The organism is Arthrobacter sp. 35/47 (assembly GCF_000520475.1).
Lineage (GTDB): Bacteria > Actinomycetota > Actinomycetes > Actinomycetales > Micrococcaceae > Arthrobacter_D > Arthrobacter_D subterraneus.
Window position 1 is genome coordinate 57,223 of sequence record NZ_KI914588.1, and the last position, 21,621, is coordinate 78,843.

Below are 21,621 nucleotides of genomic sequence, written 5' to 3' on the forward strand. Positions count from 1 at the left end.
CCCCCGCCACACCGGGGGAACCGGCGGGCAACGGCATGGTGGAATTGTCCACCCAGCTTCAGGCCTGGATGGTCCTCGAGGCGGCGTGCCGGGTACCCGCGGTCAGGGCCGCGAACGCCCCCGGGGACGGGTGAGCGCGGCGAGAAGGATCCCCGCGGCGAGCGAGCCGAGGGTCGCAACGCCGAGGTCACCCATGGTGTCGGCGTAGGTGACGTAGATGTCCTCATCCACCCAGGCGTCACCGGCCCACTCCGCGAACTCCCAGAGGACGCTGAGCGCGATGCCGAGCAGCGTCACCTGGAAAACCACGCCCACACGGTGCCGGCGTGTGGGCCCCGGCGCCGGCAGCAACCGGAGGTGAGCAGCCAGCACGTACGCCATTCCCGCGACCGGGCCTGTGCAGAGGTAGTGGACCAGGAGGTCCCACCAGGAGATTTTCTCGTACAGGTTCAGGACGCTGCTCCAGCAGGCAAAGATCAGCGCGCACCCGTAGACGGCGTCGAACACGGGGTGGGGACGCGCGTACCGGGAGAGCGTGAGTCCGCCGAGCGCCAGGAAGAACACCGCAACATCCACCGGGCCCCACCAGAGAACCATGGCCAGAGTGCTGAGTATGGCAACGGCCCTGACACTGTCCGCGGCGACCTCGGCGGGAGTGGCCGGCCGTCGGATGAGGTCGGCAATCATGGGTTCCAGCCTACTGGGCGGGAAAGAGCGCCTGCGCGGCAGCCGAGGCTGGAGTGTCGGAACAGATACTCCAGCCCCGGTGCCGAGCTGTGCACTTCAGGAACCGTGCATGTTAGAAACTGTCGCGCCGCTTCTGGGCGTCAGCCCGATTGAGCTCCACGTATTCTCGTTTCGGCAGGCCCACCGACCGGGGATCACCCGGAAGTTCCTCGCCGCGCAGGGTGGCCTGCGCAGTTTCTCGCATGAACAGGATGCTCACCAGACCGATGACACCGGCCAACGCCATGTACCAGCCGGGCACCAGCTGGTTGCCGGTAGTCTCGATCAGCTGGTTGGCGACAGTCTGGGAAGGTCCGGCGAAGAACGCTGTCGAGAAGTTATAGGCGATTGCAAAGCCGGTGTAACGGACAGCCGTAGGGAACAGGGCCGGCAGCGTGGAGGAAACAGACGACACCAGGATCACGAGCAGGAAGCCTAGAACAGCAAGGCCCAGGAACTGCAGTGCAAGGCTTGGCATGCCAAGGAGCATCACGGCCGGCACGGACAGCAGCGTATATCCGAGCGCGGCTGCGAGCAGCAGAGGCTTGCGCCCGACCCGGTCGGACAGCGCCCCGACCGGCGGGATTGCCAGAAGCATCAATCCCATGATTGCCACCAGCATCCAGTTTCCCTGCGCAGTGCTGTGTCCCAGCTGGCCACTCAGGTACGTGGGCATGTACCCGAGGATCAGGTAGAACGCCACGTTCAGCAGCACCACAAAACCCGCAAGGACCAGGAGCTGGCGCCAGTTATGCTTCAGCGCATGCCGGAGCGGCGATCGCATGGTTTCCTTGTGCTGCGAGGCCTCGGAAAAGACGGGCGCCTCTACCAGGCGGGTGCGGATCCACAGTGCTGTGAGACCCAGCGGGATGGTCAGCAGGAACGGCAGTCGCCACCAGCCGGCCTCCATGCCATCATCACCAACGATGGTGATCAGCGTGGTGCAGACAATCGCGGCGAGCATGAACCCGACGGTGGTGCCGAACTCCAGGAAGGAACCAAGGAAACCACGACGGCGGTCCGGCGCGGACTCCGCCATGTAGACCGCAGCGCCGCCGTATTCACCGCCGGCGGAGAAACCCTGCACCAGGCGGCAGACCAGCAGGAGCACCGGTGCGAGGAGGCCAGCCGTTTCAAGCGTCGGCAGCACACCAATGGCACCGGTGGCCACGGTCATGAGGGTCACGGTAAGCACCATGATCTTCTGGCGGCCCACCTTGTCGCCCAACGGTCCCAGGATCAGGCCCCCCAGCGGGCGCACGAGGAAGGAGAGGGCCAGGGTGGCAAGCGTCAATGTGACGCCGAGGCCGCCGTCGCCTTCCTCAGAGCCGAAGAAGTTCACGGCCATGTAAATCGTCAGGTAGCCGTAGACACCGTAGTCGAACCACTCGACGGCGTTGCCAAGCGCCGATCCGAGGATCGAGCGGTGAAGGGTACGTTTGCCCTCCTGGGTGCTCGGCTCGGCGCCGGGCGCAATGCCGGGTTCCGGATGGGCATTGTGCACGGAATGTGGACTGGTCATCATTGGTCGTCCTTCATTGGTTCGGTTGGAGACGGTCAGCCGCGCGGGATGGCCATGTACTTGGTTTCAAGGAACTCTTCAATGCCGACCCGTCCGCCTTCGCGACCCAAACCGGAGGCCTTGACTCCGCCGAAGGGTGCCGCGGGGTTGGACACGATGCCGGTGTTGAGGCCCACCATGCCGACTTCCAGGGCATCGCCCATACGGAAGCCTCGGTCCACGTCCTGCGTGAAGAGGTAGCCCACCAGACCCCACGGGGTGTCATTGGCCAGCCGGATCACTTCTTCCTCGGTGTCGAACGGCACCACCGGAGCCACCGGTCCGAAGATTTCCTCGCTCATCAGGTGCGATTCCGGGTTGACCCCGGACAATACGGTCGGTGAGTAGAAGTAACCCGGCCGCTCAGGCCGAGACCCTCCGCAGACCACACTGGCCCCCTTGGCTACGGCATCGTCCACCAGTTCCTGCACCTTGGTCAGCGCTTTCTCTTCTACCAGCGGGCCGACGTCGGTGCCCTGCGCAGCACCGTCACCCACCGTCAGTGCGCCGAGTCGTGCAGCGAGCTTTCGAGCGAACTCGTCTGCTACGGAACGGTGCACGAAGAGCCGGTTCGCCGCGGTGCAGGCCTCGCCCATGTTGCGCATTTTCGCTGCCACTGCTCCATCAACAGCCCGGTCCAGGTCCGCATCCTCGAAGACGATGAACGGTGCGTTGCCGCCGAGCTCCATGGAGGAACGCATGACGTGTTCGGCGGCCTGTTCAAGCAGTCGCACGCCGACGGCGGTCGAGCCGGTGAAGCTGACCTTGCGTGCTATCCCGCTGGACATCCACGGCGAGACGACTTCCGAGGCCTTCGTGGTGCAGACAACGTTGAGTACGCCCTTGGGCAGGCCAGCCTCGATGAGAATGTCCACCAGCGCGAGCGACGACAGCGGGGTGAGGTTGGCGGGTTTGAATACCATTGTGCAGCCGGCGGCGATAGCAGGACCGATCTTGCGGGTGCCCATCGCCAAGGGGAAGTTCCACGGCGTCACGAGAACGCACGGTCCTACCGGTTCCTTCGAAACGAGAATCCGGTTCTTGCCGTCACCCGTGGTGGTGAGGTCTCCACCGATGCGGACGGCCTCTTCGGAGAACCAGCGGAAGAACTCAGCGGCATAGGCCACCTCGCCCTTTGCCTCGGCGAACGGCTTGCCCATTTCGGAGGTCATGATGAGCGCGAGCTCGTCCTGCCGGGCCATGATGAGGTCGTAGGCGCGCCGCAGGATCTCGCTGCGTTCGCGCGGTGCAGTCCGTGCCCATTCCTTCTGGACGCGGCCGGCGGTTTCAATCGCGCGCCGGGCGTCTTCCGGGCCGCCGTCGGCCACTGTTGCGATGACTTCTTCGGTGGCTGGATTGATGACATCGAAGCGCTTGCCGGAGGCGGCTTCGGTCCATTCTCCGTCGATGAAGAGGCCGGTGCTGACGGTGGCGATGGCGTCCCGCGCCTGCTCGGAGGTTGTGTGAGTTGTTGTCTGCGTTGTCATATCAGGAATCCTTTTCGTTGGAGTTCAGAAGTTTCTGTGGCCCGGGCGACGCGCTTAGCGGCAGTCTGTGCAGGGCCGGGGTCAAGGAGTTGGGCGAGATGGTTCCCCGGCCGGGCCTCATCAAGCTGCCTGACCTGCATGGCGCAGGAGAAGCCGTCAGTGAGTACCACCGAGTCGGCAGCGGTGCTGCGCAGAGCCGGGGCCAGAGCCTGCTCGGCCACTTGCATGCTGATCTCGTAGTGTTCCTTCTCGAAGCCGAAGTTCCCCGCCACTCCGCAGCAGCCCGTTGCATCGATCACACCGGTGACTCCCATGGCTGCCAGAGCCGCCTTCTGGGTTCCGGCTCCGAAGACCGAATATTCGTGGCAGTGCGTCTGCAGCACCACCTGGGCGGGCAGCGGCTCGGCGGGTGCCGGGGTCCAGCCTGCACCGGACAACTCGCCGACATGGGAGGCAAAACTGCGTACCCTCGCCGCCACCCGTCGGGCCCGCTCGGAGTGGACCAGCTCCGGAAGGTCCTTGCGCAGCGCAGCAGCGCAACTGGGCTCCACCACCACGATCGGACGATCGGTGCCGTCATCGAGCACTTCGGCAGCATTCGCCATCAGCTTCCTGGCCGTGTCCAGCTGGCCGGTGGAAATCCAGGTCAGCCCGCAGCAGGCGTCCGGCGAACATTCCACCCGTTCTTCCGCCTCCGCGAGGACCCGCGCAGCGGCTCCAGCAACCTCCGGACGGAAGCCCTTCGTGAAGGTGTCCACGAACAACACCACGCCGTCCGCAGGCAGACGACGGTCGCCGTCGTTCCCTGGCTTATTGCGTTGCATGGGAGAGACACCTGCGGCAGCAACTTCCCGGCGCCATTCGGAGCCGCCGGCGAAGCGCGGCAGTGACCGCTCAGTGGTCAGTCCGCCCAGCAGCGCGGCCACCTTGCCCAGCGGCGTGGCCAGGACGGCGTTGACCAGCGGAGCAATGCGCCCGGTGACCTTCAGCCACCGGGGCAACCAGCCCAGCGAGAAGTGCGACATCGGGCGGATCCTGCCCCGATAGTAGTGGTCGAAGAACTCCGCCTTGTAGGTGGCCATGTCCACGCCCGTGGGGCAGTCGCTGGAGCACGCCTTGCAGGAGAGGCAGAGATCCAGGGCCTCGCGGACTTCCTCGGATTTCCAGCCCTCCGCCACGGTGCGCGCGCCGCGGACCATGTCCTGGAGGACCCGGGAGCGTCCGCGGGTCGAATCCTTCTCATCCCGCGTGGCCCGGTAGCTCGGGCACATCACGCCGCCAACATCCGTGCGGCAGCGTCCGACGCCGATACAGCTCTGAACGGCATGCACCCACGGGTCGAGACCACTCCCGGCGGCCTGCGCCGGATCATGGGTTTCGGTAGCGTCGCCGCCTCCGGCGTGCAGGGGACGCAGATCAAAGCTGGTCCGCCATTGCCGTTGCGGCACCCCGTCCAGGGCGAGGTTTGCAGTCAGCGGGTCCGGGTCCGTCAGGGTGCCGGGGTTCAGTATGCCTGCAGGGTCCCAGCTGCGGCGGTAGTCCGCAAAGGCCTCAAGCATCCGCGGCGAGTACATGAGCGGCAGCAGCTGTGAGCGGGCACGGCCATCCCCATGCTCGCCGGACAGGGATCCGCCGTGGCGCACCACCAATCTTGCCGCTTCCCTCGAAAACTCCTCGAAGACGGCTCTGCCCTCGTCGGTACGCAGGTCATAGGTGATACGGATGTGCATGCAACCGGCACCGAAGTGCCCGTACATCACGCCCTGCAGCCCGAAGCGCTCCAGCAGTTCCCGGAACTCCGCCAGGTAATCAGCGAGCTTCTCCGGCGCAACCGCGGAGTCTTCCCACCCGGGCCACGATTCACCACCGGTGGCCAGACGGAAGGACAGACCGGCTCCGTCCTCCCGGACTCGCCACAGTGATGCCCTCTCCACGGCGTCCGGTACTGTGCGCCCGTCAACCAGACGCCCGTTGCCACGCAGACGTGCAAGCAGCCGCTCAGCTTCGGCAGTAACCGCTGACGGGTCATCGCCGTCGAGGTCCACGTACAGCCAGGCCCTGCCGCCCGGCAGGGCCGTAACGGCAGCCTCACCGCGGCGGAAGCGCATGGTGTCGACGATGGCCTCGTCGATGCCTTCCACAGCGGCTGGCGAAAACTCGAGAATGGTTTCGATGTCCCGCGCCGCATCCACCACATCCGCGTAACCTAGGCAGACCAGCAGTGCGCTGGCCGGTTTGGGCACGAGCTTCATCCGGGCACCGGTGACAACAACGCAGGTTCCCTCGGATCCGGCGAGCGCACGGGCTACATTGAAGCCGTTTTCCGGCAGCAGATTGGCCAGATGGTAACCGGACACCTGCCGCTGGATCTTTCCCAGCTCCAGCCGGAATTCAGCCAGGTTCTTATGCGCAAGCTCCTTGAGCTCATTCGTCAGGGCAGCTGCGCGCGCCACCGAGTTCGCGTCGGCTGCGTCCGTGGCCCGGAGGCCGGTTTCTGTGGCGGTGAGCCGGGCGCCGTCGGAAGTAACGACGTCGATCTCTGCCACATGATCCGAGGTGCGCCCATAGCGCACGGAGTGGTTGCCGCAGGCGTCATTACCCAACGACCCGCCCACAGTGGCACGGTTCTTCGACGATGGGTCGGGAGCAAAGGTCAGGCGCCCTCCGGTAACCTTCTCCACTTCGCGGGAGAGAACAGCGAGCACAACGCCGGGTTCCACATCCGTGATGCCGGACGCTTCATCGACGCTGCGAATGCGGTTCATGTGCCGTGAAAAGTCCAGCACGATCCCCGGACCGACGGCGTTGCCCGCCATGGACGTGCCGCCGCCCCGGCTGATGAGCGGAGTACCGGTTTCGCGGCACACCGCCAATGTGGTGACCACATCATCAGCAGTTCTCGGAAACACGACGGCGAGCGGCGGCAGCCGGTAATTGGACGCGTCATACGAGTACTCGGCCAGTCGGCGCGGGGACGTATCGGCGTTGATGCCCGCCGCAGAGAGCCGGTCAAGCGCTCTTCGCTGCGGTCCGGCAGTTGCGCCGGGGGACGCCCCGACCTGGGGTACGGAGGCCGCGATGACCCGCGTTCCGAAGCTCAGCGGGCTCAGATCCGGCGTGCTTCCCGGCTGCGCGTTGAGCGGTGAAACGTCAGTCATGAGCCGGCTCAGACTCCGGCGGTGGCGGGAACCGCACCCACGACGGCGCCGATCGCAGCTTCGAAACGATCCAGTCCGGTGGCGATTTCCTCCGCAGTCACTACGAGCGCAGGAATCAGGCGGACTACGTTTCCGGCAGGTCCGCAGGTCAGTGTGAGCAGGCCCTGATCTGTGGTTGCCTGCTGTACGGCGGCGGCGGTTGCTGCGTCCGGCGTACCGTCTTCTGCGGTGAACTCAATACCCTGCATGAGCCCTCGGCCACGAACGTCGCCGATCACCGGGAAACGGGTCTGGATGTCCTTCAACCCGGCCTGCAGCTGCTCGCCGCGGATCCGTGAGTTCTCCACGAGGTTCTCCTCCTTCACCACTTCCAGCGTCGCCACGCCGGCAGCGGCGGAGACAGCGTTTCCACCGTACGTTCCTCCCTGGGAACCCGGCCACGCTTTGGACATGGTTTCAGTCGAGGCCGCGATTGCGGAAATGGGGAACCCTGAAGCGATGCCCTTGGCTGTAATGAGGATATCCGGTGTGGCAGCGGAATACTGGTGGCCCCAGAACTTTCCTGTGCGGCCCACGCCTGCCTGGACCTCATCAAAGATCAGCTGGATTCCGTGTCTATCGGCACGCTCCCGCAGCCCCTCCATGAACGCCGGCGGGGTGGGCAGGTAACCGCCGTCGCCCAGAGCCGGCTCAATCAGGAAGGCCGCGGTGTCGTTGGGTGCGGTGCGCGTCTGAAGCAGATAGTCGAGTTCCTGCAGTGCGAATTGCACTGCCAGGTCCTCATCCCACCCGTACCGGTATGCATAGGGGAAAGCGGACATGTGGACCCCTGACATGAGGGGCGAGAAGCCGGCCGAGAACTTCGTGCCAGCGGTGGTCAGTGAGGCCGCTGCAACCGTGCGTCCGTGGAAGCCGCCCTGGAAGACAATGATATTGGGGCGGGCGGTTGCCATGCGCGCGAGGCGGATGGCCGCTTCGACGGCCTCGGACCCGGAGTTGGCGTAAAAGACCGAATCCAGGCCCGCAGGCAGGACCTCGCCGAGCTTCTCAGTCAGCTCAAGCAGCGGCTTGTGCATAACGGTGGTGTACTGGGCGTGAATGATCTTGCCGACCTGCTCACGGGCCGCTGCAACCACCTTCGGGTGGCAGTGGCCGGTACTGGTTACGCCAATACCGGTGGTGAAGTCGAGGTAATCCTTGCCGTCGGTGCCGTGGATCCAGCTGCCAAGGGCATGGTCCACGACGACAGGCGTTGCTTGCTTGAGTGCGGGGCTGAGCGAGGTCATGCCGTCCATGATGCACATCACATCGGAGGATTGTCAACAATAGGGCGATCGGGTACCGTTGTGGCGTGAGTAACACAAAGAACGCCCCCAAGGTGGTCATCCTCGCTGCAAAAGAGCAGCCGCTTCCCTACAATCTCAAGACCCTTGAGTCACTCGCGGAGGTCACCGTTACGGACACTGCCGGCCTGCCGGCCGCATCCTCCGACGCTGAGGTCCTCTTTTTGTGGGACTTCTTCTCGTCAGCGCTCAAACAAGCGTGGCCGAAGGCGAACAGGCTGCAGTGGGTCCATGTGGCAGCAGCCGGCGTTGACGCGATGATGTTCGATGACCTACGGACCTCAGATGTGGTTGTCACCAATGCCCACGGCATCTTTGATCAGCCGATCGCGGAATTCGCGCTGGCATCCATCCTGGCCCATGATAAGCAACTGCACCGCAGCAAGAGCCTGCAGCGGGATTGCCGATGGCAGCACCGGGAGCTGACACGCACGGGAGGATCCCGCGTACTGGTCGTGGGAACAGGCGGGATCGGCCGCGCCACCGGCCGCCTACTGAGAGCAGTCGGCATGGAGGTCCGTGGCGTCGGGCGCATTGCCCGCGAGGATGATCCGGACTTCGGCACCGTGCTGCCCAGTAACTATTTGGCTGAGCATGCAGGGTGGGCGGACCACATCATCCTGGTCGCCCCGCTAACCGACGAGACCCGGCACCTGATCGACTCCGGCATCCTGGCGGCCATGAAGCCCTCAGCCCACCTGGTGAACCTCGGTCGGGGGGCCCTCGTCGATGAACCGGCGCTCATCCGGGCGTTGCAGCAGGGTCAGATCGCTGCCGCCTCGCTCGATGTGTTCAGCGAAGAACCGCTTCCCACTGACAGCCCGCTGTGGGGCATGGAGAACGCACATATGTCCGCCCATATGTGCGGTGATGTGATCGGCTGGCGGGACGCACTGGCGGAGCAGTTCCAACACAATCTGGAGCGCTGGGCAGCCGGCGAGGATCTGAGCAATGTGGTGGACAAGGATCGCGGCTATGTCAGCAGCGCAGGTGCTGTCGAGAACCGCGCCGGAATGCGGCTTGTGTGACGCGCGCCACACTTGTTAGATTGTAAACAATCTTCTTACTTATCGGAGGTATCTTCTTGCTGTTCAGCCAGGAAGAGTACGACGCGCGGCTTGCCTGCGTCCGCTCTCGGATGGCCAAGCAGGGTCTTTCTGCCCTGCTTGTGACCGATCCGTCCAACATCTATTACCTCACCGGGTACAACGCGTGGTCGTTCTATACACCGCAACTTGTCTTTGTTCCCTCAGACGGACCCATGCTGCTGTTTGCGCGCGCCATGGACGCCGGCGGCGCGTTCCGCACCACCTGGCTGCCGGAGGATTGCATTGTGGGGTACCCGGAGCAATACGTGCACCGCCCGCATATCCACCCCTTCGACTGGGTGGCGTTCGCCCTGCGTGAGCGATTCCTCATCGCCCCGGCCGCGAAGGGCTGCGTAGGGCTGGAGATGGATTCGCACTTTTTCTCCCCCAAGGCCTACCGATCCCTGGTCAATGCCATTCCGGAATGGACCCTGGTTGACAGCTTCGAGCTGATCAACTGGGTCCGGGTCATCAAGTCGCCGGCTGAAATCCAGTTGATGCGCGGTGCCGCACAGGTCTGCATGGCCGCCATGGAGGCCGCGGTTGAAACGATCGACGTCGGCGTCCGGCAGTGTGATGCCGCGGCAGCGATCAGTAGAGCCCAGATCACCGGCGCCAATGGAATCGGCGGTGATTACCCCTCGATCGTTCCTATGCTTCCTACCGGAGAAGCCGCAGACACTCCGCACCTCACATGGAGCGAAGATTGCTTCGAAGCGGGACAAAGTGTCGTCATCGAACTCGCCGGTGCCCACAAGCGGTACCACACGCCTCTCGCGCGGACGCTCACGCTCGGAAAAACCCCCGCTAACGTCGTCAGGCTGGCCGACGCCGTCTCCGACGGCATCAATGCTGTTCTGAGCGAAGTGCAACCGGGAGTACCCGTACGCGAGCTGGCGCGTGCGTGGAACTGGACACTTGCAAAGTACGGCCTCGAAAAACCGTCCCGAATCGGTTACTCCATCGGCATCGGCTACCCCCCGGACTGGGGCGAAAGAACCATTTCCATCCGGTCCGAGGATGAATCCGTCCTCGCCGAAAACATGACCTTCCATCTCATCGGAGGAATGTGGATGGACAACTACGGCTACGAGCTCTCCGAGTCAATCCGCGTCACGTCCGACGGCGTGGAAACCTTCACCAGCTTCCCCCGTGAACTGCTCCAGAAAGGCAGCTAAGCCATGACTATTGACCACTTTGCCACCCGATCCCAGGCCACCCTGCCGCTTGCCGACCGCGCTTCTGACCTCGTGGGCTCGGTGATCGATTCCAGCACCTCCCTGCTGGCCTCACAGACCCACGATATTGTCCGGTTCGCCATGGGATCACCTGCAGACGAAGCCGTGCCGCTGGAGGAATTCCGGGACATCGCAGGTCAGGTTCTGAACCACAGCTCAATGACCTACGGTGCTACCGAGGGCGAACCGGTGCTGCTGAAGGCCCTGGTGGATTACCTCGCCGGAACATCGGATCCGACCAGCGAAGAACGCGTCACCATCACGGCGGGCGGAATGCAGGGTCTGGATCTCGCGTGCAAAATATTCATCAACCCCGGCGATCTGGTGATCGTGGAAAGCCCCACCTACACCAACGGCAGCGCAACAGCCCTCAGCTATGGCGCCGAATTGCTTGAGGCGCCGACCGACCAGGACGGCCTCATAGTCGAGGACCTGCCGGAGCTGGTGGCCGCAGCCGGTCGCAAGCCCAAGGCCATCTATACCATCCCGAACTTCCAGAACCCCGCCGGTGTCACACTCTCGTTGTCCCGCCGCCACAAACTGCTTGAGCTGGCGCACGAGTGGAACTCGGTGATCATCGACGACGACCCGTACGGGCTGCTCCGTTTCCAGGGCGAGGACCTCCCCTCCCTGCAAGCACTCAGCCCGGGCGATCCCCTGCTGTTTTCGGTACGCACGTTCTCCAAGATCCTGGCCCCGGGGTTGCGCGTAGGCTGGGTGGACACAGATCCGGCGCTGCGCCAACTGGTGATCAACGCCAAGCAGGCGATGGACACCTGCACCAATCTTCCGGGCCAACACATCGTCGCCGAGTTCATTCGCCGCGGCGGACTGGATAATCACCTCGCCGGCCTGCGCGTCGAATACAAGCGCCGCAAGGACGCCCTGCGCGAGACCCTGCGCCGCCATCTCGGCGACCGGGTGAGTGCCACCGATCCCGAAGGCGGATTCTTCCTCTGGCTGACCCTGCAGGGCGAGGATGCACGTATATCGACCCGGAAGTTGTTCGAGACTGCCCTTGCCGAGGGCGTAGCCTTCATTCCCGGACCGGCGCTGTCTCCAGGCGGAAAGTTCGATGACGCCCTGCGGCTCTGCTTCGCTTCCACTACTCCCGAGCGGGCTGAGGAAGGCATCATCAGGCTGCGCCGGGCGATGGACCGCGAACTGGCTGCCCTGAAGGACGGCGACCGCGCGTGAGCAACGCCGTTCAAGTGCATTCTCCCGGTTTGCAGGCGCTGGAGGCTCAGGTCCTGGGTCTCATCACTGAGGCCGACCTCGTCTCCCTCACTAGAGCGCTGGTGGCTGCAGGCGGTGAGAATCCCGGCAGTACCGAGGAGGTCACCGTCGAGGTCCTGAAGAACTTCTGCCTCGGCGCAGGACTGGAGGTCACCATGGAGCATGTGGCCCCCGGGCGTCCAAACTTCACCGCTGTCCTGCCCGGCGGAAACCAACCCGGCATCCTCTTCCTCGGCCACTCGGATGTAGTGCCGGCCGGCAGCGGCTGGGAGCGGCCTCCCTTCGAACCGTACGTTCGCGATGGGAGACTCTTCGGTCGCGGTTCGACCGACATGAAGGGCGGACTGGCCGCGGTGCTCATTGCGTTGAAGGCATTGAAAGACGCCGGGGTGAAGCTCCCGGGAAATGCTGCGCTGGCGTGCACAGTGGACGAGGAAGATCTCGGCATCGGCATCCGCGCCTACACCGCCGCGGCGCTGGCGGATTCCTCCTTCTCCTACGCCGCCTGTGTGGTGGCCGAACCAACCGATCTCGAGACGGTCATCGCGTGCAGGGGAGACAGCTACATCGAAGTAAAGGTCACGGGGAAGTCGGCCCATTCGGGCCGACCATCCGATGGCCGCAACGCGATCGACGCCGCGGCGAGGATCCTGATGCTGGTGCGCGAGGACCATACCCTGCTACAGGAAGACCTCGACCCGATGCTCGGTGCCGGCACCTGGAACACCGGCCTTATACAGGGCGGCTCCGGAACCTCAATGGTGGCGTCCGAATGCACCCTCTCCCTGGACCGGCGCCTCATGCCCGACGACGACGCGCAGCTCATCCTGCGCGAATTGCTCCAGCGTATCGGTGAAGCCGGAATCGATACCGACGGCATCTCGGTCGAGGGCTCCGTCACCATGGAAATGCCGGGCTTTCGCACACCAGAGTCCCATCCACTGGTCTCCGGTGCAGTAGCGTCACTGGCTGACGTAGGCGTCGCCAGTGCGGTGACCGGCTGGACGGCCGCCTGTGATGGCGGCTTCATCGCCCGCGATCTGGGCGTACCGACCATCGTCCTCGGCCCGGGTGGGCTGAACGACCAGGCGCACCAGGTCAATGAGTCCGTGTCTATCGGGGAGTTAGTGGCAGCGGCCAGAGCATACGCGCTGATGTGCCTGCGTCAGATGCCCGGCCGCACTGCCTGAAAAACGTAACCGGCCGGCTTCGCGTTGTGCGAAGCCGGCCGCCTGTATTCCTTGGCCTGCAGACTGGATACCACCCTAAGCGGTTGCAGCCACTGCGTTGTCGTCCCTGCCCGTCAGCCGCTCCAGCGCATCTTCCATATGACTTACCAGTAGCTTCGATACCCGCTCTTGGTCCCCTTCGGCCAGTGCTTCGGCGATGGCTTGGTGCTCCCCCACCCGGGCGTGCGGGTCCGGATACTTCTTCTCCAGGGCGGTAAGGCACATGCGGGTTTCCGTGAGTAGGGTATTGTGCATCCTGGTCAGCCGAGTACTGGCAGCACCCGTCACCAGAGTGGCGTGGTACTCCATGTCGGCCTCGGACATCGCATCCAGGTCGCCCTTGTCTGCTGCCTTCTTCATAGCTTTGACGACTCGCTGCAGCTGTGCGGCGACGTCCTTGCCGCCTCCCTGGAGAATGACCTCGGATGCGGCGCGTTCGACGGCAGTGCGTGCCACATACATGTCCCGCACCTCTTCGTCCGTCATGGTGATCACGAAGAGGCCGCGGTTACGGATACTGATGAGCAGCCCCTCCTGGGTCAGGCGCTGCATTGCTTCCCGCAGCGGACCGCGGCTGACTCCCAGTTCCTTGGCGAGTTCGGCCTCACCGAGCTGCGCTCCGGGCGGTATGTGGCCGCGCCCGATCGCGTCGCGCAGCTTCCCGGCAATGATTGAGGGCGTGGACTCGCGCACGACGGGCTCAAATCTCTGCATTCAAGATCACGTTTCTCTCGTATCTAATTGCCATGAGGCACTCTCGGACATTCGTTCCGCATGTCTACAATCCTAAAGTAAGCGGGGTGGGTAAGTTCCGGTCAGCCATCCCGATCAGGAAGAAAACCTCACGGAGCCTGCCCGGAGGCGGGCCTTTGCCTGATGCTGGTCCGCAACCTATTCCACCTTTGAATATGTCAGCGTTTCATCCCGTGCGCCGCCCATCCAGATGTCCTGGCAGGCAGCAGCCATCTCATCCAAACCCTCCACGATGGTGGCGAAGACGTTCCCGGGCACCCACCCCGTATCCCCGTTGAGCAGCAGGTTGTTGCGCCCGTAGAAAACCGCCAGGTCCACAATGGTTGTAACGGTGTCGGTTCCGGGGTCTGCCTCGTACCCGTGAGACGGGGTCTTCAGGTCGTTGGACGTGAAAGTGAAGTAACAGACATCTCCCGGAATCGGTGTCACTGTTGTGTTCTCCGGCCCCGGTTCAGCCGGCGCGAAGGAGGGGATGAGGTTGTAGATCTCATTCCGGGCGTACTTGCCATGGAATACCTGCCCGGACAGGGGCAATGCATCCCACACTGCGTTGGCAGTACGGGGTGCCGCATCGTCGTGCAGCAACGCCTTGCAGGTGACGCCGCGCTTTTCGAGGGTGATGTTGATGTACCGTGCCATGGGGCTACTTCCTGGTTGTGGATAGTTGTGCTTTGGTGCCGGGGTGGATGCACTGCCAGCCAGCGGCGCCCTCGTAGGCCGCAGCGGCGGACAGCACCAGGGCATCCCCGTGCCGCGGGCCAACCAGCTGAAGCCCCACAGGCAGTCCTTCAGCAGTGAACCCGCACGGAACGCTGATCGCGGGCTGCTGCGTGAGATTGAAGGGATAGCTGTAGGGGGTCCACGAGGTCCAGTCCGGAGAGGGCGACCCAGCGGGCACGTCGCGTCCTGCTTCGAACGCGGGTATGGGAAGCGTAGGCGTCACCAGTAGGTCGTAGCTTTCGTGGAGCAGCCCCATTTCCCGGCCCAGCTTCATGCGCACCGCGGTCGCGTCCAGATAGTCACTTGCGGTGAACCCGGAGTGCCGCTCGAGGGCAGCAGCCAGGTTGGGATCGATATGCTCGACGGCACCCTGCCCGTAGCCTTCAACTACCTTGGCCGCGCCACTGAACCACAGAACGTGGTAGGCGTCGACCGGATCCGTCCAACCGAGTTCGATTTCCTCGATGACCGCACCGACCTCCGCCAGCACCGCCACTGCGTTCCGCACTGCGGCTTCGATCTCAGGATCATTCCGGCCATATCCGAGGTCTGGGCTGAACGCAATCCTCCTGCCCCGTATCCCTTCGCCGAGCGTCCCCAGGAAGGACCGCTCCAGGGCGGGGCCGGCAGACCAGTCCCGGACATCCGGTTGGGACAGGACGTCCAGCATCAGCGCCGCGTCTTCGACTGTGCGGGTGATCGGTCCAGCATGAGCGAGGGTCCCAAAGGGACTGGCTGGATACAGCGGGACCGTTCCGTAGGTCGGCTTGAAGCCAACCACGCCGCTAAAGCCGGCGGGGATGCGAATGGATCCTCCGCCGTCTGTTCCTACCGACCAGGGTCCCATTCCCCGGGCCACGGCGGCAGCGCTTCCGCCACTGGAGCCACCTGCAGTGCGGGAAGCGTCCCAGGGATTGCGGGTGGTACCGCACCGGGGACTGTCGGTGACGCCCTTCCAGCCAAATTCCGGGCTTGTGACCTTGCCGAGGAGTACAGCTCCGCTTTCGCGCAACCTCGCTACAGCGGGTGCGTCTTCGTTCCAATCCCCCTCAGGGGAGGTGAGCCGGGACCCGCGAAGAGTCGGCCATCCGTCGGTCAGCAGCAGGTCCTTGATCGACGTCGGAACTCCGTCTGCCTTGCCGAACGGTTCATTCCGGCGCCACCGGGTCTCGGAAGCGCGCGCTGCTGCAAGGGCTGACTCTTCCTCAACCAGGCAAAACGCATTGATTTCGGCGTTCTGTTCGGCTACTGCGTCAAGGGCTGCCCGAGTGGCCTCCACCGGAGAGACCTCTCCCGCCCGATATGCGGCCAGCAGTTGCGTGGCGGTCGCCCATTCAAGTGAATCAAGCACGTGGCAAAGCTCCTCGTCGGTCTGCACTCAGTGGTCAAAAGAGGTTCGATTTGCCTGGGCGGTCGTGCCCGGCGCAAGCGGGTCTGGAGCCAGAATATGTGGCGGTAGTCACAATTGTCAACAATCCTACTTTCCTATCTTTTAGCCTCTACTTTTCGTACGATTGTGAACAATTCGGCGGAGCCTCCCCGATATATTTCAAAGGAGAATTGATGGGCGTCACCATCGGCATGCTGTATCCGGGCTTCGGCGCTGAGGACGATTACCCCTACCTGGAGGAGATTCTCGGCGAGGGCGTCAGCCTTCCGTTGGTCCACACATCGGTCGGCGTCGATGCACACGAGGTCGAGGCGCTGCTGGATCTGGGCAGGAGCGAACGGCTTCTTGAGGGTGCGCAGGAATTGCGAACCGCCGCTCCCGACGCTGTCATGTGGGCATGCACGTCCGGCAGCTTCGTGTTTGGCTGGGATGGTGCAAGGCAGCAGGCGCGCGAGGTCCAGGACGCACTTCAGGTTCCCACTTCCTCCACCTCTCTGGCATTCGTGGATGCCATTCGAGCACTTGGGGTGGGCCGGGTGGCCGTCGCCGCAACCTACCCCGAGGAGGTATCCCGGCACTTCGTGGACCTGTTGGGCCACGGCGGGATCGACGTGACCCAACTGGTGAGCCACGATATCGCCACGGCGGCCCTCGCGGGCGAACTCGACCGTGGGTGCGTCCTTGAACTGGCCCGAAGCAACGACAGCCCCGAAGCACAGGCTGTCCTCATTCCGGATACAGCCCTGCATACTGCCCGCTGGATCAACGATCTCGAAGAAACACTGGGCAAGCCGGTCCTGACGGCCAACCAGGTAACGGTCTGGCAGGGACTCCGCCTCGCCGGAGCCTTGCGCCCCTGTGCGGCGCTCGGCCACCTCTTCGCGGAAACCGCGGGTCTCCCGGCCGGGGCATAGGCCCACCATGCCCCGGCCAGCCTCCCCCGAATCCTAGGACAGGAGGCGCTGGCCGGGGCCTACCGACTCCTTGCCCACACGCCGCAGCGACGCCCAGGCGGTCACCTGGTTTGCCGAGAGAACCGGCTTGCCCAGCTCACTTTCCAACGGCGCAATAAGGTCATAAGTGGGCAGGTTCGTGCAGCTGATGAAGATAACATCCGCCTCAGGCACGTCAGCCCGGCGGATCAACTCACTGGTGGTGTGGTAGGGAACTTTCCATATGCCACCCTCAAGCCCGAGGCCGGCCTCGGATACAACGGAATGCCCCGCTTCCCGCAGAAATTCACCCAGCCGGGCAGTAAGCTGCGGCACGTAGGGAGTAATGATCACAACGCGGGACGTTCCCAGGTAGGCCAGCGCTTCCAGCAGTGCTTCGGACGTGCTCACACCCTGCGCGTCGCTGGCCGCCTCCATCATTTTTGACACGTGGCGTGCGCCCGAAACCCCGTTGACAAAGCTGCCTGAAGTACACGCGTAGGCCATGACAGCCGGATGTACAACACTCAGGTTCCTTGCCGCGTTATAGATGTCACCGTCATCACTGACGCCCTCCGCCAGTTCCAGGCTTACGGGCTTCTCCAAAAACGGCGTGCGCGTGAAGAATAGGGACACATCCTGTGGCATCCAGCGCCACAGCTCCCCGTCCAGCGCCATGTCGAACGGGCACACAACACCGATGCCTGTAGGCACCTGTGGCCCTGCGGGTAATGCTGCTGTCCTGCCGTCCATGACTCTCCCGATAAGTAGATTGTTGACAACATTCGACCCGATACGCGCCATCGAATTGGAACTGCCTTCCCCGACGGTCCCGGTTGCCAACCATGTGCCGGTCCGGCAAGTTGGAAACCTCGTGTTCACTTCCGGCCAGACCCCCGCCCGCGACGGCGTCCTGACCATCAGCGGCAAGCTTGGGCGTGACGTGAGTATTGAGGACGGCCAGCAGGCGCCCGTCGAAATTTCCCTGGTCGTGGAGGTGTAGCGACCGGTCAGTGCTGCAGGACCGCCCGGAGGAAGGTGCGGGTACGTTCCTCCTGGGGGTCCTTGAATATCTGGGCGGGCGGCCCACTCTCCACGGCCCTGCCGTGGTCGAACATCACCACGCGGTCCGAGATTTCCTCCGCGAATCGCATTTCATGGGTCACCATGAGCATGGTCATGTCGGTGCTGTGGGCCAGGTCCCGGATCACATTGAGCACCTCACCGATCAACTCCGGGTCCAGGGCAGAGGTGGGCTCGTCGAAGAGCAGTACCTTGGGCCTCATGGCCAGTGCCCTGGCAATGGCCACACGCTGTTGCTGGCCCCCCGACATCTGCGGGGGCGTGTGGTCCATGTGTTTGCTGAGGCCCACAAGGTTCAGGAGCTCGACTGCGCGCTCCTTTGCCTCACCCTTGTTCATGCCGAGAACCTGGACGGGCGCCTCCATGATGTTTTCCAGCGCTGTCATGTGCGGGAAGAGGTTGAACTGCTGGAACACCATGCCGATTTTCCGGCGGGTAGCGCGCATCTGGCGGGTCTCGCGGGGCCTGTCACCAGCCTTGACATCCCAGAGGACATCTCCGTCCACCTTGACCAGGCCCTGGGTTGGTGTTTCCAGCGTCATCAGAATGCGCAGGATCGTGGTCTTACCCGAACCCGAGGGTCCGATGATGGACACCTTCTCCCCGGCGCGGACCTCGAAGTTCAGGGCCTTCAGGACGTGGTTTTCGCCCCAGTTCTTGCTCACATTGTCGAAAGAGACCATGGGCCCGCCGGCGGAACCCGCCACGGGTGCGTCAGACTCAGTGCTTGGGCGCATAACGCCGCTCCAATCTATTGACTATCTGGGATGCCGGGTAGCTGACCGCGAGGAACAGCAACGCGGCAAGGGTGAGGGGTTCAAGGTAGCGGAAGCTCGATGATCCGATCGCCTGCGCGGTGGCCATGAGTTCCACAACCGTGATGGCGGAAAGGATTGCGGAGTCCTTGAACATCTGGATCAGGTAATTCCCGAGCATGGGCACTACGGTGCGGAACGCCTGCGGCAGGATGATCCTGCTCCAGACCCTGGCGCGGGGCAGGCTGAGCGCCGTGGACGCTTCCCATTGCCCCGCAGGCACGCCTTCGATTCCGCTGCGGTACACCTCCGCCATGTACGCGCTGTAGTTGATGCCGATGACCACCACACCGGTGGTGAAGGCGTCAAAGCTCACGCCGTAGAGCGGAAGCACAAAGTACGCGCAGTACGCCTGCACCAGCAGGGGCGTTCCTCGGATAAAGATCACGAAGAACGACGCCGCCGGGGATACCACGGGGATCGCAAGACGGCGGAGCACGGCGAGCGCCAGGCCCAACGCCGCGGCGATCGCGGTTCCCAGGAGGGTAATTTTGACCGTCACCCACAGGCCGTGGAGTAGGAAGGGGATGATGGATACCGCAAAACTGTTATCCCAGATCACAGCGGACCCACTTTCGTCAGCTCGCGCACATTTTCCTTGATGGACTTGGCCTTGCGGTCCAGGGCGAAACGCCGCTCCAGCCACGCTGTCAGCAGCGCCAGCAGCGAGGAGAGCACGAAGTACATCACCAGGATGGTGAGGAAAATCGCCGTCGTTTCCCCGGTGGTGCTCCGAATCATCTGTGCGCGGAACGTCAGGTCTGCGACCGTGACCAGTGAGACCAGAGACGTGTTCTTCAGCAGGTCCACCATGACGTTTCCCAAGGGCGGGAGCATGGCGGGGATGGACTGCGGAATGATAATCCTGCGCAACCGCAGTGCCGGCGTCATTCCGAGCGCGATGCAGGCTTCGGTCTGCCCCTTGGGACGGGAACTGATGGCCCCGCGTACCACCTCTGCGGCGTAGGCGCCTTCATTCAGGCCAAGCGCCAGGACCGCCGCGGTCAGCGGGTGGAGCTGGATGCCGAAGAAAGGAAGGGCGTAGAAGAACCAGAACATTTGCACAATGAGTGAGGTGCCACGGAAGGTTTCCACGAAGACCGCCGCCGGCCACCGGACGATCCGGTGACTCGACAGCCGTGCGGTCCCTGCAGCGAAGGCGACCAGGAGGCACAGCCCACCCCCGAGGACCGCGACCATGATGGTGGTGAGCAAGCCCTGCCATAGCAGCGGGGCGTATTCAATAATTGCGGACATAATGGGATCCTCTGCTGCCGGCGGGTGCTAGCCCTCGGTCTGGCAGAGCTCTTCTGTAGTGACGCCGTCAACAACGCTGGCGTCGAAACCCCACTTCTCGAGGATCTCGGCAAAACCGGGCTCCTGCTTGAACGCCTCAAGCTCCTTGTTGTAGGCCTCGTGAAAGGCCGTGTCGGACTGGCGGAAGGCCGCACCCGAGCCGGTGCGCGGGGCGTCATCCACGGGATTGGTGACCTCAAAATCGGACTTTTCGTCCTCGAGCGCCCGCAGGGAGAGGGTCGGCAGCATAAAAGCGTCCACCCGGCCGGCGCGGAGCGCTTCGATCCCACTGCGGCCCTCGTTGACCTTTACCTGCTGGGACTCCGGCACACCCTTGGTCTTGAGGATTCCCTCTTCGAAGCCGCCGGGAAGCACCGCAATCTTCAGTGTCGAGTCAGCGAGGACGTCCGCCACCGTAGCGATGCCCTTCGGATTTCCCTTCGGCACTGCAAAGGACTCGGTGGAAACAATCACCGGCTCGGAGTAGAGCACCTCGGCACACCGCGACTGCTTCATGAACAACCCTGCCGCGATCGCGTCCCATCGGCTGGCTTGCAGGCCGGGGATCATGGACTCGTAGGGTGTGATGACGCCTTCGATCTCCTCGATGCCCAGCCGCTTACACACGGCCCGGAGAACATCCGGTTCGCAGCCGGTCACGGTGCCGTCCGCGTTAACCTGCGTATAGGGGGGCTCATTGGCGATGCCTATCCGGAGGAATCCTTGAGACCTGGCAGTTTCAAGCAGGTCGCTGGCTGCACCCGAGGCGGGCCCGCCCACGGCGGTAGTGGAACAGCCCGTAGCCCAGCCGACCACCGTGGCACCGAGCACTGCGGCCCCTGCGCCGCGCAGGACGTTCCGTCGTGAAATGTTGCCCGTCATATGCACTCCTTCGCCCGGACGTACCGGGGCTGCTCGAGATTGCCACTGTGATGTGGGTTACACCCAACCTAGGAGGAGCATGTACTATTGTCAACAATCCGAATGTAAATTACTGTCGCTGGATGGGTCTCAAGGATGTTTCCCACCCATAAATGTCAAAACATCGGATTCCCGGCATCAGCCACTACTCACCAGAGCCCCTCCCCGATTGGAGCCAGAAATGATCATCGGAATCCCCAAAGAAATCAAGAACCACGAATTCCGCGTGGCCATCACCGCGTCCGGAGTGCACGAGTTCCGCACACACGGACACACCGTTCTCGTGGAGCGCGGAGCCGGCCTCGGCTCCGCTATCACGGACCAGGAATACGCGATCGCCGGAGCAGAGATCGTCGCCAGCGCCGACGACCTCTGGCGCCGCGCTGACATGGTGATGAAGGTCAAGGAACCCGTTGCTGCGGAGTATCACCGTTTCCGCGAGGGCCTGATCCTTTTCACCTACCTGCACCTGGCCGCTGAGCCCGAGCTGACCCGGGAACTTCTTCGCGCAGGAGTGACTGCCATCGCCTACGAAACCGTCCAGGAGGGTCGCTCCCTGCCACTGCTGGCACCGATGTCCGAAGTGGCAGGGCGGCTCTCGGTCCAGGTAGGCGCCACCTCCCTCATGGCACCCGCCGGCGGGAA

Annotated in this window: 19 protein-coding genes and 1 pseudogene; 7 read left to right on the forward strand and 13 right to left on the reverse strand. The window is 63.7% G+C overall.

What is annotated here, in order from left to right:
- Positions 1 to 102 precede the first annotated feature (102 nt).
- From X803_RS0105375 to X803_RS0105395, 5 genes are all read right to left on the reverse strand, one after another.
- Positions 103 to 687 (reverse strand): DUF2238 domain-containing protein, encoded by a 585-nt coding sequence (locus tag X803_RS0105375; protein WP_026544335.1) that lies wholly within the window; start codon positions 685 to 687, stop codon positions 103 to 105.
- Between the two features lie 112 nt (positions 688 to 799).
- Positions 800 to 2,248, reverse strand: coding sequence for an MFS transporter (locus X803_RS0105380; RefSeq protein ID WP_026544336.1), 1,449 nt, complete (start codon positions 2,246 to 2,248; stop codon positions 800 to 802).
- Between the two features lie 35 nt (positions 2,249 to 2,283).
- Entirely contained in the window at positions 2,284 to 3,774 is a 1,491-nt protein-coding gene (locus X803_RS0105385) for an NAD-dependent succinate-semialdehyde dehydrogenase (RefSeq protein ID WP_026544337.1), read from the reverse strand.
- Positions 3,771 to 6,932, reverse strand: coding sequence for an FAD-binding and (Fe-S)-binding domain-containing protein (locus tag X803_RS18005; RefSeq protein WP_084033438.1), 3,162 nt, complete (start codon positions 6,930 to 6,932; stop codon positions 3,771 to 3,773). Before X803_RS18005 ends, X803_RS0105385 begins: the two co-directional genes overlap by 4 nt.
- An 8-nt stretch (positions 6,933 to 6,940) precedes the next feature.
- Positions 6,941 to 8,218, reverse strand: a complete 1,278-nt coding sequence (locus X803_RS0105395; protein WP_026544338.1) for an aspartate aminotransferase family protein — start codon at positions 8,216 to 8,218, stop codon at positions 6,941 to 6,943.
- Between the two features lie 65 nt (positions 8,219 to 8,283).
- Between X803_RS0105395 and X803_RS18010 the strand changes: the two genes are divergently transcribed.
- Genes X803_RS18010 through X803_RS0105415 form a run of 4 tightly spaced genes read left to right on the forward strand, consistent with a single transcriptional unit; the run spans position 8,284 to position 13,027 of the window.
- Positions 8,284 to 9,303, forward strand: a complete 1,020-nt coding sequence (locus X803_RS18010) for a D-2-hydroxyacid dehydrogenase (protein ID WP_051470492.1) — start codon at positions 8,284 to 8,286, stop codon at positions 9,301 to 9,303.
- 56 nt (positions 9,304 to 9,359) lie between these two features.
- Positions 9,360 to 10,541: a M24 family metallopeptidase gene (locus tag X803_RS0105405; protein WP_026544339.1), complete on the forward strand. Its 1,182-nt coding sequence runs from the start codon at positions 9,360 to 9,362 to the stop codon at positions 10,539 to 10,541.
- Between the two features lie 3 nt (positions 10,542 to 10,544).
- On the forward strand, positions 10,545 to 11,798 hold the full coding sequence (locus X803_RS0105410) for an aminotransferase-like domain-containing protein (RefSeq protein WP_026544340.1): 1,254 nt from the start codon (positions 10,545 to 10,547) through the stop codon (positions 11,796 to 11,798).
- Positions 11,795 to 13,027 carry a M20 family metallopeptidase gene (locus X803_RS0105415; RefSeq protein ID WP_253907398.1) on the forward strand — a complete coding sequence of 411 codons (1,233 nt, stop codon included), beginning with the start codon at positions 11,795 to 11,797 and terminating at the stop codon, positions 13,025 to 13,027. The genes X803_RS0105410 and X803_RS0105415 overlap by 4 nt, the downstream gene beginning before the upstream one ends.
- Before the next feature lie 75 nt (positions 13,028 to 13,102).
- On the opposite strand, the gene X803_RS0105420 is transcribed toward X803_RS0105415, so the two are convergent.
- The 3 genes from X803_RS0105420 to X803_RS0105430 all read right to left on the reverse strand — a co-directional run bounded on the left by X803_RS0105420 (position 13,103) and on the right by X803_RS0105430 (position 15,890).
- Complete coding sequence (locus X803_RS0105420; RefSeq protein ID WP_026544342.1) at positions 13,103 to 13,780, reverse strand: GntR family transcriptional regulator; 678 nt, start codon at positions 13,778 to 13,780, stop codon at positions 13,103 to 13,105.
- 177 nt (positions 13,781 to 13,957) lie between these two features.
- Positions 13,958 to 14,458 carry a DUF3830 family protein gene (locus X803_RS0105425; protein WP_026544343.1) on the reverse strand — a complete coding sequence of 167 codons (501 nt, stop codon included), beginning with the start codon at positions 14,456 to 14,458 and terminating at the stop codon, positions 13,958 to 13,960.
- A 4-nt stretch (positions 14,459 to 14,462) separates the two neighbouring features.
- The gene (locus X803_RS0105430) at positions 14,463 to 15,890 is read right to left on the reverse strand and encodes an amidase (protein WP_026544344.1); all 1,428 of its coding nucleotides are present in this window, start codon (positions 15,888 to 15,890) and stop codon (positions 14,463 to 14,465) included.
- A 212-nt stretch (positions 15,891 to 16,102) separates the two neighbouring features.
- On the opposite strand from X803_RS0105430, the gene X803_RS0105435 reads away from it, so the two are divergent.
- The gene (locus X803_RS0105435; RefSeq protein ID WP_026544345.1) at positions 16,103 to 16,843 is read left to right on the forward strand and encodes a maleate cis-trans isomerase family protein; all 741 of its coding nucleotides are present in this window, start codon (positions 16,103 to 16,105) and stop codon (positions 16,841 to 16,843) included.
- A gap of 33 nt (positions 16,844 to 16,876) precedes the next feature.
- On the opposite strand, the gene X803_RS0105440 is transcribed toward X803_RS0105435, so the two are convergent.
- Complete coding sequence (locus tag X803_RS0105440; RefSeq protein ID WP_026544346.1) at positions 16,877 to 17,575, reverse strand: maleate cis-trans isomerase family protein; 699 nt, start codon at positions 17,573 to 17,575, stop codon at positions 16,877 to 16,879.
- A gap of 160 nt (positions 17,576 to 17,735) precedes the next feature.
- Between X803_RS0105440 and X803_RS22935 the strand changes: the two genes are divergently transcribed.
- Positions 17,736 to 17,864, forward strand: coding sequence for a RidA family protein (locus X803_RS22935; RefSeq protein WP_275450938.1), 129 nt, complete (start codon positions 17,736 to 17,738; stop codon positions 17,862 to 17,864).
- A gap of 7 nt (positions 17,865 to 17,871) precedes the next feature.
- Here X803_RS22935 and ehuA read toward each other — a convergent pair whose 3' ends face one another.
- Genes ehuA through ehuB form a run of 4 tightly spaced genes read right to left on the reverse strand, consistent with a single transcriptional unit; the run spans position 17,872 to position 20,937 of the window.
- Complete coding sequence (ehuA, locus tag X803_RS0105450; RefSeq protein ID WP_275450939.1) at positions 17,872 to 18,681, reverse strand: ectoine/hydroxyectoine ABC transporter ATP-binding protein EhuA; 810 nt, start codon at positions 18,679 to 18,681, stop codon at positions 17,872 to 17,874.
- Positions 18,665 to 19,321: an ectoine/hydroxyectoine ABC transporter permease subunit EhuD gene (gene ehuD / locus X803_RS0105455; RefSeq protein ID WP_026544348.1), complete on the reverse strand. Its 657-nt coding sequence runs from the start codon at positions 19,319 to 19,321 to the stop codon at positions 18,665 to 18,667. The genes ehuA and ehuD overlap by 17 nt, the downstream gene beginning before the upstream one ends.
- On the reverse strand, positions 19,318 to 20,016 hold the full coding sequence (gene ehuC / locus X803_RS0105460) for an ectoine/hydroxyectoine ABC transporter permease subunit EhuC (RefSeq protein ID WP_026544349.1): 699 nt from the start codon (positions 20,014 to 20,016) through the stop codon (positions 19,318 to 19,320). The genes ehuD and ehuC overlap by 4 nt, the downstream gene beginning before the upstream one ends.
- Positions 20,017 to 20,043: 27 nt before the next feature.
- On the reverse strand, positions 20,044 to 20,937 hold the full coding sequence (gene ehuB, locus X803_RS0105465) for an ectoine/hydroxyectoine ABC transporter substrate-binding protein EhuB (RefSeq protein WP_026544350.1): 894 nt from the start codon (positions 20,935 to 20,937) through the stop codon (positions 20,044 to 20,046).
- Positions 20,938 to 21,157: 220 nt separating this feature from the next.
- Between ehuB and X803_RS18020 the strand changes: the two are divergent.
- Positions 21,158 to 21,621, forward strand: a pseudogene (locus X803_RS18020) (alanine dehydrogenase); the annotation flags it as partial.